Consider the following 13,099-nt stretch of genomic DNA (forward strand, 5'->3'; position numbering starts at 1 on the left):
CGCTGTGGGCGGTTTAGCCGGTTTTATCCGGGCTACCGGTGCTGGGCTCCGGCGTCGGCTCGGGCTCCGGATCCGACGGGCTCGGTTCCGGGCTGGGCGTCTGGTCCTCGGGCAGCACGGTGGGCGTGCTGGTCGGGTGCGGTCGCGGTGCCCGGGTCGCCTTGGGTCCGGCAGCCGTGGTGGTGGGCCCGGGTGCGGCACCCGTGCTGGCCATGGGCACGACGAGCGGCGCGTCGTCGGAGTAGACGTCGTACCGGGCGGCGGGCGTCGGCACCTGCTCGCGCGGCGCGTTGCCCATCGCCCCGGAGCCGTCCGCCGCGCCGCCGCCGGTCGCGCCGCGCTGGCCGAGCACCCAGCCGGCGGCGACCACGACGGGCAGGCCGACCCCGAGGACCAGCGCGAGGATCTTCTTCGGCGTGAGCTGCACGTTCTCTACACCGCGCGGGGCGGGGCCGAGGTTACGGCCGGTGCGTTCCCGGGTCGTCGGTTCCTCGTCGACCGGCGCGGTCATGTCGCGGCGACGATCACGGTGGCCGGGTCGCCGCTCGCCGTCGGGGTCACCGTCACCTCGGCGTCCGACGGGGTGTCGGCGCCGGTCGTCTCGATGGCGGCCGGGGTCTCCGGCTCGCTCGGGGTGCCGTCGCCGGCCGGTGTGCCGCCGCCGTCTCCCCCACCGCCTGCCGGCGGGTCCGACTCGACCGGGCCGGTGCCGGTGCCGGCCGACTCCGTGGCGGTCGGCGTGTCGGGGGTCGACGGGTCGGACGGTTGGGTGCCCGGAGTCTCGACGGTCCCCTCCGTGGGCGTCGGGTCGGTCTCGGGCCGGGTCGGCGTCGTCGCTTCCTCGGTGGGCGCCGGCGGCGTGCGGACGGCCCCGAGCGTGACGACGATCCGGCCCTTCTCCCCGGTCAGGGTCGCGTCGAAGGTCGCGGCGGCGGGCACCGTCCCGCCCGGCACGGCCAGCGGCCCGAACACGCGAGTGTTCCCGTCGTCCACGGTCAGGACGGCGTTGGGCCGGCCCGGCTCGGCCGTCACCGTGACCGCGCGGTCCTTGCCGGACCAGCCTTCGATGATCTTCCCGGGTGCGATCGGGTCGCCGCCCGCGTAGGTGAGCGTGTCGCGCGTGCCGAGCACGCCGTCGGCGCCGGGCTGCAGGGTCCAGGTTGCCGGGGCGCCCGGCTCGGGCGGCGCCGCGGGCGTGCCGGGGTCGCCCACCTGGACGATCGCCGGGCCCGCGGCCGGGCCGGCCGGCTTGTCGACCGTCGGGTCGGGCACCACCACGGCCTGGCCGTCGGCGCTGACGAGCACCGCGTCGCTCTTGGCGCTCTCCGGGCCCGTCCAGCCGCCCTTGACCGGCACCACCGTGTAGCGCCACGAACCGACCGGCACGCCCGCGTCCGTACACGTCTCCTTGGCGACGTTCTCCTCGCAACTCCCCCGCGGCTGCTGTGGTGCGCCGCTCAGGTCGTACCGCTTGATGCGGTAGCTGTCGACCTTCCGCTCGCCGAACGTGTTGGGCGTCCACGCCACCGTCACGGCGCTGGCCTTCGCCGACACCTGCGGCTTGTTGCCCGGGGAGAGCGTGGCGGTCTCGGCGGTCAGCACGACCTCGTCGCTCTGGATGCGCCAGGCGGCGAACGCCGCACCGGCGCCGGCGACCAGCGTGACGGCCGCGATGCCGCCGAGCACCGCGGGGGACGTGGCGATCAGACGCTTCACTTGTTTCACCTTCAGGGCTGTCCGGATGGGGCGGGCGGGCATCCGGATCGGCTTCGAACCGGGATCGTGCGGGGACGGTCGGCGCACGGGCTCAGTCCGGGAGGCCGACGCCGGCCAGCGCGAGCGTGATCTCGAAGGAGGCACCCTGGCACGCCTCGGGCGCGTTGTAGACCATCTCGACCGCGTCCTCGACCACGAACGTCTGCCGGCCGTCGGCCTCGACGCGCTGGGCGAGCTTCTTCGCCGACTTGAGCTTCACGTTGCCGGAACTGCAGCCGGCCGCCGCGTGCTCCGGGTCGACGACGATCTCCGGTGCGGGCGCGAACGACTGCACCTCGATGGCGAACTCGTTGGGGTTGGTGACGCTGACCTCGATGTGCGCCGTGCCGCCCGGGAACAGGCTCCCGGTCGGCTTCGCCGTCGCCTGCAGGGCGGTCACCTCCGCCGCCGACACCGTCGCCGTCCCGGAACCCGTCACCGACCAGGCGGCCCAGGCCACGCTGGCGACGCCGGTCACGATGACGGCGACCAGCGTGATGATCGCGGTGCGCTGGGACATGTTGCGCATGGACGCTCCTACGTTCCTCTTCTGGGCGCGGCGGGCGGCGCGGCCGAACCAGCACGCGCCACCCGCCGACGGCGATCAGGCCGCGTTCTGGCCCGAGTAGCGGATGGTCACCTCGAAGTCGGCGCCCTGGCAGCCACCGACGTCCGCGCGCATCCGCACCGCGTCTTCCAACGTGTAGGACTTCCGGCCAGGCTCGACCCGGACCGGCCGCTCCGGGATCTCGACGCTGATCGCGTCGCGGTCGCAGCGGTCCGCCTCGGTCCGCGCGACCGCCCTGGCTTTGTCGATAACGACCGGGAACGGGTTCGGGTTGTAGATCTCGACCCGCAGGTCCTTCTCGGCACCCGGGTAGAGGCCCTGGACCGACGCCGAGCCCACCTCGATCGGCTTGATCGAGCCCGTCGAGCCGGTCGCGGTGGCCTCGCCCTCGACCGTCCACCAGGCCCAGGCCGCGCTCGACGCACCGAACGCGACGGCCGCACCGATGGCGACGGTGGCGGCCCGCTTGGCGACGCTGTGCATGGCTGGCGACCTTTCAACATTGTGCGAAAGATTTGTCGGCGCCGGCCGGTGGAGGCGGTCCGGCGCCGCTGTCAACTGTGCCGGAACGCGCGCTTTCCGCTCAACAAGCACTCGTCCCTGGTTATCTGTTCGCAAATTGCCGAGAATGGCCCTGACGGCTTAACTCCTTCGGGTGGCCCGTTATGCCGGTTTTCAGTGGTTTCATCCATGTTCTTGGGTCGGGGGCAACGCTCTGAACTGCGGAAACGTCCGGCTACCACATGACGGGCCGTCTACCGCGCGAGGGCGACACGAACCGGGTCTGACCTGCGGGTTTGCGGGGATGGCGGCTGATCGCGATTTCTGGGTGCCATAGCGCGGAGATTGTCGGCGGGGGGTGCGCGGCGCGCATTCCCGAAATGATCAGAATCGGTTTCCCATGCTATTGGCAGCGAGCGTTCATCGCGTTTTCGTGTTGTCACCTATTCGGGGTCGTCCAGTCCGACCCACGGGATCGCTTGTCGGCGAACAACCACAAACCGTGTTCTCTATCCCGCAGTTCGTGCCGGATCGGGCAGAGTTTCCTACGTCGCCGCAACCGGCCAGAAACATCCCGGTTTGTCTGGTGATCCCCGCCCTGAACACACGCCGGCCCGGACGCCGGCACCAACAAGGAGTCCTCCGTTGCAGAAGCGTTCGAAGCGCATCCTCGCCGCCACCCTCGCCTTCGTCGGCGTCGCAGCCGCCGCCGGCACCGCATGGGCGGTGTTCTCCGAGCAGTCGACCGCCAGCGCCGGCGGCACGACCGCCGACATGTCCGCCCTCGTCGTCGGCTCTGGTGTGGACGCGCCGAAGATCGACTACTTCGGCGACGATGACACCCTCTGGCCGAACGTGGACGCGGGCGCCACCGACTACAACCCGGAGACGGGTCTGCACCCGGCCCAGGTCATCGTGAAGGTCACCAACAACAACAAGGTGCCCGTCAAGGTCACCTCCGCCGATATCGCTGGAACCGCAGTCTTCAACAACAGTGGCGTGCAGGCCACGTGCGGCACCTATCTGAAGGTGTTCGCGACTCCGTCGATTCCGGCTCCGGTCACGGTCGCAGCGAACGGCGGGACGGAGACGCTGACGATCACCGGCGTGTACCTGGACGAGGCCGCTCCGAATGACTGCCAGGGCGGCGCCGTCACCACCACCTGGACGATTACCGGCAAGGCCCTGTGAAGATCGCCGCTTTGGCCTGAGCCATTGCCGGCAACCGGGTCCGACATCTTCGGGCTGCTAACCTTCGGGATCGCCGCCGTCGGCCTCGGAGCCTTCGCTCGGTGGCGGGCCCGCACAAGAACAGAACTGGGGTAGGGAGCGCCTCGTCGCCTTCGGGTGGCGGGGCGTTTCCGTTTCTAGACCGCTTTTACGTAGCGGTGGCAGGGGACCGGCATCGGGCCGTCGGCGGTGTGGGCTGGGTAGTCGAAGAGGCCCGCGTCCGACCAGCCCTGGCGTTCGTAGAAGCGGCGGGCGCGGGCGTTGCCCGGGGCTACCGCCAGCCAGGCCTCGCGGTAGCCCTCGGCCGCCACCAAGCGCTCGGCCTCCGCGAGCAGCACCGCGGCGACGCCGGAGCCGCGGTGGGCGGCGGCGACGTACACCTGCTCGACCTCGTCGTCGACGACCATGACGAAGCCGGCTACCGCGGTGCCGATCACGGCGACCGTCGTGTGGGGCAGGCCCTCGACGGTCCGCAGGACGAACGACTCCGGGGTGCGCACGGCGACCAGGGCGTCGGGCACGTTGCCCAGGTGCCCGTCGGACCAGCCGCGCTGCCAAATCTCGGCGACCGCGGGCGCGTCGTCCTCGGCGGCCGGGCGGAGGGTGACCTTCGGCATGGGGGCGAGGCTACGCGGAACTGTCGTACCCCGTCGCTACGGTTCCCCCATGTCGGCGCCCGGTGACCTGCCACCCGCGATCCTCGATCGACTACGGCCGATCTGCCTGGGCCTGCCCGAGGCCCACGAGCAGGATGCCTGGGTCGGGGTCCGCTGGCGCATCCGCGCGCGGACGTTCGCCCACGCGCTGGTCATCGACCCCAGCCGCAACCCGGAGCGGGCAAGCTCGCTCGGCGCCACCGGCGAGCTGGTGGTGATGACCTTCCGCGCCCCCGACGACGAGGTCGGCGCGTTCGCCCACGCGGGCCCGCCCTACTTCCGCGCCGACTGGGGCCACAACGTGGTCGGCCTGGCCCTCGACCCGACCACCGACTGGACGGAGGTCCGCGAGCTGCTGACGGAGAGCTACCGCATCCAGGCGCCGAAGACGCTGGCCGCCCTCCTCGCGGACCCGGCCGGATAACCAGATTCCCTGCGCACCCGACAACCACCCGGCGATGATCGGTTCATGGCAAACGTCTGGATTCCGATCATCGGCGGCCCGCAGGACGGCACCCAGATCGAGGTACCCCTCGCCGACGACCTACCCCCGAGCCCCCTGACCCACGAATGGCGCTGGACAGGCCCCAACGGAGACCAAAAACTCACCCAGGTCTACGTAGCCGACGACGCCCCCGGCAGCGACCCACCCTGGCGCTACATCCCAGAGCACTAAAACCAAAAAACAAAGAAACCAAAGAGCCAAACCAACGGGACCAAAGGAACCAACGGGACACGAGATGCGGCCAGCGGCCGGCATCGACAGATAGGCGACCACGAACGACGGCTGATTCGACCTACTTACCCGCGCCTGCCCATCCAGTCGTCTCGATAGCGGCACCACGTTGAGACGAAACCAGCCCAGCCCACAGAAGGTTGCCCGGGTTCTCCATGCCGACCGTAGGTCCAGGCATCGGTAGAGTTACACCATGCCCAGCAGCGCGCCCATCTTTTACGACAACGTCGTCGGTGCCATCGGTATATTGATCATGGTTCTTTCGCTGGTGCTGATCGGTGTGGCGTTCGTGCACTGCCTGACCCAACGCACCGACGCGTTCCCCGCGATCGGATCGCTCCCCAAGGGCGGCTGGCTCGCCATCCTCGGCATCTGCCTGCTGCTGTCCCTGCTGCCGTCGTTCGGCACGTTCAGCCTGTTCCGGTTGATCGGCATCGGCGCGGCTCTCGTCTATCTGCTCGACGTGCGCGTCGGCCTCAAGGATCTCACCGACGGCAAAGGCTTCTGGTGAGGGATTTCCGCTGGCCGCCGCCTCCGGACGGCGGCCCGCGGACCTACGGCCCCGGCCCGAGCGCCCCACGCAACGGGCGCCCCACGCTGCCCGAGCCCGAGACGGAACTCGTCGCGACCCCGCACGGCGTGCGGCTGGAGCGCCTGGTCACCGGCACCGGCACACCGACCACCGTGTTCGCGCACGGCCTGGCCAGCGGCATCGCGGTCACCCGCCCGCTGGGCAGCGCGGTCGAGGGGCGCAAGGTCTACTTCCAGTTCCGCGGCCACGGCCGCTCCGACGCGCCGCCCGGGCCCTGGTCGTACGCCGATCTGGCCCGTGACCTGCGCGCCGTCTCGGACCTGAGCGGCGCGACCCGGGCGCTCGGGGTCAGCCTTGGCGCCGGTGCGCTGAGCCGGCTGGTCGCCGACAGCCCGGACCGCTTCGACCGGGTGGTCTTCTTCCTGCCGGCGGTGCTCGACCTGCCCCGCCCGGCCGCGGTCAAGGCCCGGCTGGCCGCCCTCGCCACCGCGGTCGAGGCCGGCGACGTGGCCGCGGTCGCCGACGCGATCTCGGTGGAGATCCCGCCGCACCTGCGCGGCACCCCGGCGGTCTGGTCCTACCTCCGCCAGCGGATCGACCAGCTCATGCGCGACGGCCTGGCCACCGACCTGGCCTCGCTGGCCGAGCAGACGGCGCTCGTCGACGCGACGAAGCTCCAGGCGGTCATGGCCCGGGCGCTGGTGATCGCCTGCGTCGGCGACGAGATGCACCCGGTCGACGTCGCCGAGCGGCTGGCGGGCGCGCTGCCGAACGCCACGCTGCACGTCTACGACCGGCCCGGAGTGGTCTGGACGGACCGCGCGGACCTGCGTACCCGGATCTCCGACTTTCTCAACGCCCCGGAGTAGTCTGCCCGGTCATGGGCGTTTCCGAGCATGGCCGCACACACCGCCTCGACCTGATCGACCCGACGCTGCGCGAGTGGGAGTGCACCGTGCTGCACTCGTCGCCCGAGGACGGCATCGTCCTCGACCGCTCGGCCTTCTACCCGGGTGGCGGCGGCCAGCCGCCGGACCACGGCACCCTGCTCTGGCAGGGCACGCAGACCCGGATCGTCGGCACCCGCAAGGGCGACGACCTCTACCTGCTGCCGGCCGAGGGTGACCCGCTGCCGCCGGCCGGCACCGCCGTCACCGGCGCGGTCGAGGACGACCGGCGGACGATGCTCATGCGCACCCACTCGGGCCTGCACGTGCTGTGCGGCGTCGTGTTCCGCGACTTCGGCGCGCTGGTCACCGGCGGCAACATGGAGCCCGGCGAGGCCCGGATGGACTTCAACCTCCCGGAGGTGCCGCCGGACTTCAAGGCGAAACTGGAGGAGTTGGTCAACACCGAGGTGACCGCCGACCGCGCGGTGGCGGTCAAGGTGCTGCCCCGGGCCGAGGCGCTGGCGCTGCCCGACATCATCCGCACCCAGTCCAACCTGATCCCCGCCGACGAGCAGGAGATCCGCATCGTCGACATCGTCGGCCTCGACGTGCAGGCCGACGGCGGCACCCACGTCGCGTCGACCCGGGCGATCGGTCGGGTCCAGGTGGTCAAGGTCGAGAGCAAGGGCAAGGCGAACCGGCGGGTACGGGTCCGGATCGCCGACTGACCCGGCGGCGGGTACGCGAAAGGGGACCGACCCGGCCAGGTCGGTCCCCTTTTCAGCGGTTCACTTGGTGCTGTTGGTGTTCTTCTTCGCGGGGGTGGTGGGGGCGGTCGTCGTCGTCTTCTTGACGACCGGCTTGGACTCGGCGGTCGCGATGCTGCCGTGACCGTTGCTCTCCGCCTTCGGCGCGACCGGCTTCTGGGTCTCCTTGCCGGTCTCGATCATGTCGGCCTGCACGGTGTCGGCCGCCTCGACGATGCCGGTGCCCACGACCTTCTCGCCGCGCTCGATGAGCTCGCCGTAGAACTTGATCGCCCGCTCCTGCAGGTCCTGCGCGGTCACGATGAACTGGCCGGCGTTGCGCATGGCCAGGTCACGCAGGCGGTCGATGTCGAGGTCCTCGCGGCGCAGCTTGACCGCGCGCTCGTTGGCCTGCCGGTAGGCCGCACTGGCCCGGTCGCGCAGCTCGGTGGTCGTGGTGATCACCTGCTGGCGCCACTCGGCGCCGTTGTTGGCGGCCTTGTCGCTGAGGTCGTTGGCGTACGTCGGCAGCTTGAGCAGCTGACGGTAGGCCATCTCCCCGGCGCCGGCGGCCGCGTACAACGGGGCCGGGATGCGGGTCGTCTTCGGCTGGGACATCAGTTCTCCTCCTCGGCGGCCCTTGGTGCCGCCTTCTTCACGGCCTTCTTGGCCGTTTTCTTGACCACCGGCTTGGCGCTCTTCTTCGCCGCCGGTGGTGGGGTGGCTTCTTCCGCGTCGCCGGGCCAGCCGGTCGGGGCCTGCGTGGGGCCACCGGCGGCACGACCGGCCGCTTCGGCGGCGGCGTCGGCGGCGCGCGCGGCCGCGGCGGCCGCCTCGCTCGCGGCGGCGGCCTGCTTGACCGACTCGGCCTCCGCTTCGGCGTGCCGCGCGTTCTCGCGGCGGAACGTCTCGTAGATCTGGCTGAGCGACTGCTTCTGGGCGATCGTCAGGTCGGAGTCGGCGGCGATGGCGGTGAGCACGCCCTGGCCTTCCTTCTCCTCGAGCAGGCCGGCGCGCAGGTACATCACCGGTGTGGAGACCCGCAGGGCGCTGGCGAGCTGCTGGAGCACCTCGGCGCTGGGCTTGCGCAGCCCGCGCTCGACCTGGCTCAGGTAGGGGTTGCTGACACCCGCCTGCTCGGCGAGCTGGCGGAGCGAGATCTGCGCGTTGCGCCGCAGATCGCGGATGAAGCCCCCCACGTCGCGGGGCAGATCCTTCGAGGGCATGCCAAAAACGCTAGCGCCGCTTGCTAGCTCCTGCAAGCGAAACGCTAACCGCAGTTAGCAATGTGACAGCCGTCACCAGAGGCTGCGCAGCTCCCCGACCCGCTCGCCGCCACCCAGCACGGGCACGTCGGCGGCCTGCTCCAGGGCGTCTCCGGTGACGCCGATCCGGCGCAGCGCGGAGACCAGCACCGGGCGGTTGCCGCGGTGGGCACCGTCGTCCATCTTGATCGCGACGGCGCCGGCACCCGGCACCGCGACGGCCATGACGCCTTCGGCGCCGGCCTTCACGAGCATCCCGGGTACGGCGGTCATCAGGCGGTGCTCGGTCGTTCCCCGACCGGAGACCAGCTCGGGGTGGGCCCGCATGGCGTCGGCGACCGTCCTCAAGTCGCTGTCGCTCGACCCATGGGCGACCGCCTCGAGGTGGTCGCTGCCGCTCGGCCCGTCGGCGAGCGCGCCCGAGCGGGCGTGCGGCGTGGCCGCGACCGGTCCCGCCGGCTCCTGCCCGACCATGCGGCCGAACGACCGGGCCAGGGCGGTCAGGGACATGCCGAGCAGCGGTGCGCCGCAACCGTCGGTCGCGGAGGCCACGATCTCCTCGCCGGCGATGTCGGCCACGGCGGCGGCGATCGCCTGCTGCAGCGGGTGCTCCGGCAGCAGGTAGCCCTCGGTCGGCCAGCCCGCCGCCACGCAGGTGAGCAGCATGCCGCTGTGCTTGCCGGAGCAGTTCATCTGGATCCGGGCGGGGCCGCCGCCGGCCCGGATCACGTCGGCCGCCGCTTCGGGGTCGAGGGGCATGTCCGGCGGACAGCGCAGGGCCGACTCGTCCAGGCCGGCGGAGCGCAGCATCGCCCCGGCCCGGGTGACGTGGATGTCCTGCCCCCAGTGGCTGGCGCAGACGAGGGCCAGGTCCGCCGGGTCGGTCAGCCGCAGCCCCGCGCGGAGCATGCCGACGGCCTGCATCGGCTTGTTGGACGAACGCGGGAACATCGGCGACTCGACGTCACCAGCGGCGGCGACGGTGTTGCCCGCGGCGTCGAGCACCACCACCGAGCCGAGGTGGTAGCCCTCCGGGAAGCCGGAGCGGACGACCTCGGTCAGGCGTACGCCGCCTTCGTAGAACTTGCCCATGGCTGCGACCGTACCCCTGTTGATCATTTGCTCGTCTGGAGACCCAGCAGGTCACGCGCGTCGAGCGGCGTCATCGGCGGGCGCTGGGCGAGCTGCGCGAAGCCGACCGCGCGGGCGACGAGCTGCATGTTGGACTCGACCGGGCGGCCCTTCGCGTAGGAGATCGTGTCCTCCATGCCGACCCGCAGGTGGCCGCCCGCCGACAGCGAGGCGAGCATCACCGGGATGGTCGTGCGGCCGATGCCAGTGGCCGAGAAGGTCGTGCCGGCGGGCAGGTTGCGCAGCTCGTTGACGCAGGAGACGAGGGCCGCGGTGGTGCCCGGCATGCCGCCCGGCACGCCCATCACGAAGTCGACGTGCACGTGCCCGCCGGCCGGCAGCCCGTGCTTGCCGAGCAGCCGTTCGAGGGCGGCGAGGTGGCCGAGGTCGAAGATCTCGTACTCCGGGACGATGCCGCGCTCCTGCATCCGGGTGTGCAGGTCGACGATGAACTCCCAGCGGTTGAGGAAGACATCGTCGCCGAAGTTGACCGTGCCCATCGTGCAGGAGGCCATGTCAGGTGCCGCGTCGAGCACGCGCAGCCGGTCGGCCTCGGGGTCGGTGACCGCGCCGCCGCTGGAGAGCTGCACGACGAGGTCGGTCGACTCGCGCAGGGCGGTGACGGTGTCGCGCAGCCGGCCCAGGTCGAGCGTGGGCCGGGTGTGCTCGTCCCGGATGTGCACGTGGATCACCGACGCGCCGAGGGCGGCGCACTCCTTGGCCGTCACCACCAGCTCGTCGATGGTGACGGGCAGGGCGGGCACGTCGGCCTTGGTCGACTCGGCCCCGGTCGGCGCCACCGTGATCAACGTCGTTGTTGTCATGGCGCGATCCTAGAACCGGTGCTTACCCGAGGTCGATCGCGGCCGTGGACTCGCCGACGTGCAGCGAGGCGTCGTCGGCGACGTTGCGCTTGAGGACGGCCAGGGCGACCGCGCCGAGCTCGTGGTGGCGGACGGCCGTGCCGACGAAGCCGACCGTGCGGCCGTCGACCGTCACCTCGGTGCCCCGGGCCGGCGGCTGGTCGGTGCTCACGCCGTCGAGGTGGATCAGCACCAGGCGGCGCGGCGGGCGGCCGAGGTGGTGGACCCGGGCGACCGTCTCCTGGCCGCGGTAGCAGCCCTTGTCGAGGTGCACGGCCGGAGCGACCAGGTCGACCTCCGCCGGGATCGTGCGGTGGTCGGTCTCCCAGCCGAGCCGCGGGATCCGGTGCTCGACCCGGATGGCCTCGTAGGCCCAGAGGCCGGCGGGTGCGATGCCCGCGTCGAGGAGCCTCCGGGTGGTCGCCGCGAACTGGTCGCGGGGCACGAGGACGTCGACGCCGAGCGCGGTGCGCCGGGCCCAGCCGCCGTCGGGCAGCTCACGCACGTCGTAGACGGTCGTCGGCCGGTCGGGGGCGTCGCCCTTGGTGAACTTGGCGCCCGGCACGGGCAGGGCGTCGGGGGCGCGCAGGTCGGCGAGGCTCGGGTCGAGGGTTGCGGCCGCCTCGACCGCGCGCGGGCCCACCAGGGCGAACATCGCGTAGTCGGCGGTGGCGTCGCGCGGGTCGACCTTGGAGAAGAACCGCATCATCTCGAGATATTTGAGCAGGCCGGCGGTCGCGCCCGGCTCCGTGTCGAGCCAGGTGGTGGCGCCGTCCTCGGCGACCAACGCGTGCTGCTCGACGTGCCCGTGCGGCGAGAGCACGAGCAGCTCGCTGCCCTGGCCCGCGGTCAGCTCGGCGAGGTGCTGGGTGGTCAGGGTGTGCAGCCAGGAGGCCCGCTCCTCGCCCGGCACGGCGATGACGCCCCGGTTGGACCGGTCGACCAGGCCGACGTCGGTGGCGAGCAGGCGTTGCTCGCGGACCGGGTCGCCGTAGTGGGCGGCCACCCCGGCGTCGGGGCTCTCCTCGTCGATCGCCTCGACCGCGATCGCACCGGGTGCGTCGATCATGCCTGGTCCTGCCCCTCACATCCGCCGCAGTCGCCGAACAGCGCCACGTGCCCGACGTCGACCCGGAACCCGCGCTCCGCCGCAAGCTGGTCCACCAGCGGCTGCAGCACCGACGGATCGATCTCCTGCACCTCGCCGCACGACCGGCACACCAGGTGGACGTGCTGGTGGCCACCGGCGGCGTGGTAGGTCGGTGACCCGTGCGAGAGGTGCGTATGGGTAACCAGCCCGAGGTCCTCGAGCAGTTCCAGGGTGCGGTAGATCGTGGTGATGTTCACACCGGCGGCGGTCTCGCGGACGGCGTTGTGCACCTGCTCGGGCGTGGCGTGCCCCAGGTCGTAGACGGCTTCGAGCACGAGTTGCCGTTGCGCGGTCAGCCGCAGCCCCCGCGCCCGGAGGACTTCAGCAAGCGAGGTGTCCGACACCTTCGCATGATAGTTCGCCCGGCTAATCCTTCTTGACCCAGCGACCGGCGAACTCGCCAGGGAAGGGGGCAGGGCCCGGCAGCGGCGCGGCGTCGGGCAGGAGCAGGCCGGCCAGGAGCAGGGCCAGGTAGCGGTGCCGGAGCTGGGAGCGGCGCTCGTCGTCGCCGAACCGGATCACGGCGATCATCTCGAAGACCAGCCCGAGGTCGGCGACCGCCATGTCGGGCCGGACGACCCGCGCCTCGTGCAGCCGCTCGACCAGGTGCGTGTTGAGCCGGCCCGCGTGTTGGGCGGCCTCGTTGTGCTCGTCGGTCGGCTGGAAGGTGCCCGCCAGCTTCTGGGTCAGCGAGTGGGTGTCGGCGTCGATGACCCGGCGCATGAACGTCACGAACGTCTCGGCGGGGTCGGCACCGGCGTCGAGGGCGGCGTTGGCCTCCTCGGCGATGCCCACGTAGATCAGCAGGCCGTCGAGACAGAGCTTGGAGAGCAACTCCTCCTTGCTCGGGTAGCGCCGGTAGAGCGCGCTGATCCCGACACCGGCCTTGTGTGCGACGGCGGCGATGGGGGCGGCCGGATCGGCCACGAACACCTCGCGCGCCGCGTCGAGGATCACGGCGTCGTTGCGTGCGGCCTGAGCGCGCCGGCCGCTGAGCGGGACGGTGGTCATGACACCTGACGTTACCACGTACGCGGAACGAAGAGTTCTGTTCTGTTTTCCTGGCCCATACCTCT

The 13,099-nt window shown here is 71.6% G+C and carries 19 protein-coding genes; 7 read left to right on the top strand and 12 right to left on the bottom strand.

All coding sequences use genetic code 11. The features are described from left to right. Window positions 1–13: 13 nt before the first annotated feature. The 4 genes from Asi02nite_RS01205 to Asi02nite_RS01220 form a co-directional block, all read right to left on the bottom strand. A complete protein-coding gene (locus Asi02nite_RS01205) occupies window positions 14–511 on the bottom strand; it encodes a hypothetical protein (RefSeq protein ID WP_203710166.1) in 498 nt (165 codons plus the stop codon). Next, the gene (locus Asi02nite_RS01210; protein ID WP_203710167.1) at window positions 508–1,716 is read right to left on the bottom strand and encodes a hypothetical protein; all 1,209 of its coding nucleotides are present in this window, start codon (window positions 1,714–1,716) and stop codon (window positions 508–510) included. Before Asi02nite_RS01210 ends, Asi02nite_RS01205 begins: the two co-directional genes overlap by 4 nt. Window positions 1,717–1,807: 91 nt before the next feature. Further along, window positions 1,808–2,284 (bottom strand): hypothetical protein, encoded by a 477-nt coding sequence (locus Asi02nite_RS01215; RefSeq protein ID WP_203710168.1) that lies wholly within the window; start codon window positions 2,282–2,284, stop codon window positions 1,808–1,810. 75 nt (window positions 2,285–2,359) lie between these two features. Next, window positions 2,360–2,806, bottom strand: coding sequence for a hypothetical protein (locus Asi02nite_RS01220; protein ID WP_203710169.1), 447 nt, complete (start codon window positions 2,804–2,806; stop codon window positions 2,360–2,362). A 663-nt stretch (window positions 2,807–3,469) separates the two neighbouring features. On the opposite strand from Asi02nite_RS01220, the gene Asi02nite_RS01225 reads away from it, so the two are divergent. Next, a complete protein-coding gene (locus Asi02nite_RS01225; RefSeq protein WP_203710170.1) occupies window positions 3,470–4,015 on the top strand; it encodes a hypothetical protein in 546 nt (181 codons plus the stop codon). A 24-nt stretch (window positions 4,016–4,039) separates the two neighbouring features. After that, window positions 4,040–4,150, top strand: coding sequence for an LPXTG cell wall anchor domain-containing protein (locus Asi02nite_RS42645; protein ID WP_203710171.1), 111 nt, complete (start codon window positions 4,040–4,042; stop codon window positions 4,148–4,150). Between the two features lie 41 nt (window positions 4,151–4,191). On the opposite strand, the gene Asi02nite_RS01235 is transcribed toward Asi02nite_RS42645, so the two are convergent. After that, window positions 4,192–4,671, bottom strand: coding sequence for a GNAT family N-acetyltransferase (locus Asi02nite_RS01235; protein ID WP_203710172.1), 480 nt, complete (start codon window positions 4,669–4,671; stop codon window positions 4,192–4,194). Window positions 4,672–4,720: 49 nt separating this feature from the next. On the opposite strand from Asi02nite_RS01235, the gene Asi02nite_RS01240 reads away from it, so the two are divergent. The 5 genes from Asi02nite_RS01240 (at window position 4,721) to Asi02nite_RS01260 (ending at window position 7,596) form a co-directional block, all read left to right on the top strand. Next, window positions 4,721–5,134, top strand: a complete 414-nt coding sequence (locus tag Asi02nite_RS01240; protein ID WP_203710173.1) for an MmcQ/YjbR family DNA-binding protein — start codon at window positions 4,721–4,723, stop codon at window positions 5,132–5,134. A gap of 45 nt (window positions 5,135–5,179) precedes the next feature. Beyond that, a complete protein-coding gene (locus Asi02nite_RS01245) occupies window positions 5,180–5,386 on the top strand; it encodes a hypothetical protein (RefSeq protein WP_203710174.1) in 207 nt (68 codons plus the stop codon). A gap of 253 nt (window positions 5,387–5,639) precedes the next feature. Continuing rightward, a complete protein-coding gene (locus Asi02nite_RS01250; RefSeq protein ID WP_203710175.1) occupies window positions 5,640–5,957 on the top strand; it encodes a DUF2516 family protein in 318 nt (105 codons plus the stop codon). After that, window positions 5,954–6,847, top strand: coding sequence for an alpha/beta fold hydrolase (locus tag Asi02nite_RS01255; protein ID WP_203710176.1), 894 nt, complete (start codon window positions 5,954–5,956; stop codon window positions 6,845–6,847). Before Asi02nite_RS01250 ends, Asi02nite_RS01255 begins: the two co-directional genes overlap by 4 nt. Before the next feature lie 11 nt (window positions 6,848–6,858). Beyond that, window positions 6,859–7,596: an alanyl-tRNA editing protein gene (locus tag Asi02nite_RS01260; protein WP_203710177.1), complete on the top strand. Its 738-nt coding sequence runs from the start codon at window positions 6,859–6,861 to the stop codon at window positions 7,594–7,596. A gap of 60 nt (window positions 7,597–7,656) precedes the next feature. Here the strand turns inward: Asi02nite_RS01260 and Asi02nite_RS01265 are convergent, their stop codons facing one another. The 7 genes from Asi02nite_RS01265 to Asi02nite_RS01295 form a co-directional block, all read right to left on the bottom strand. After that, on the bottom strand, window positions 7,657–8,232 hold the full coding sequence (locus Asi02nite_RS01265; RefSeq protein ID WP_239126384.1) for a hypothetical protein: 576 nt from the start codon (window positions 8,230–8,232) through the stop codon (window positions 7,657–7,659). After that, complete coding sequence (locus Asi02nite_RS01270) at window positions 8,232–8,840, bottom strand: helix-turn-helix domain-containing protein (protein ID WP_203710178.1); 609 nt, start codon at window positions 8,838–8,840, stop codon at window positions 8,232–8,234. Before Asi02nite_RS01270 ends, Asi02nite_RS01265 begins: the two co-directional genes overlap by 1 nt. A 72-nt stretch (window positions 8,841–8,912) precedes the next feature. Next, complete coding sequence (locus tag Asi02nite_RS01275) at window positions 8,913–9,971, bottom strand: asparaginase (RefSeq protein WP_203710179.1); 1,059 nt, start codon at window positions 9,969–9,971, stop codon at window positions 8,913–8,915. 23 nt (window positions 9,972–9,994) lie between these two features. Further along, entirely contained in the window at window positions 9,995–10,834 is an 840-nt protein-coding gene (locus Asi02nite_RS01280) for a beta-keto acid cleavage family enzyme (RefSeq protein ID WP_203710180.1), read from the bottom strand. A gap of 22 nt (window positions 10,835–10,856) precedes the next feature. Then, a complete protein-coding gene (gene ygfZ, locus Asi02nite_RS01285) occupies window positions 10,857–11,942 on the bottom strand; it encodes a CAF17-like 4Fe-4S cluster assembly/insertion protein YgfZ (RefSeq protein ID WP_203710181.1) in 1,086 nt (361 codons plus the stop codon). Continuing rightward, window positions 11,939–12,367 (bottom strand): Fur family transcriptional regulator, encoded by a 429-nt coding sequence (locus Asi02nite_RS01290; RefSeq protein WP_203710182.1) that lies wholly within the window; start codon window positions 12,365–12,367, stop codon window positions 11,939–11,941. The genes ygfZ and Asi02nite_RS01290 overlap by 4 nt, the downstream gene beginning before the upstream one ends. 22 nt (window positions 12,368–12,389) lie before the next feature. Continuing rightward, complete coding sequence (locus Asi02nite_RS01295) at window positions 12,390–13,034, bottom strand: TetR/AcrR family transcriptional regulator (protein ID WP_203710183.1); 645 nt, start codon at window positions 13,032–13,034, stop codon at window positions 12,390–12,392. Window positions 13,035–13,099 lie beyond the last annotated feature (65 nt).

Origin of the sequence: Asanoa siamensis, assembly GCF_016862555.1 — a bacterium.
Classification (GTDB): Bacteria; Actinomycetota; Actinomycetes; order Mycobacteriales; family Micromonosporaceae; genus Asanoa; species Asanoa siamensis.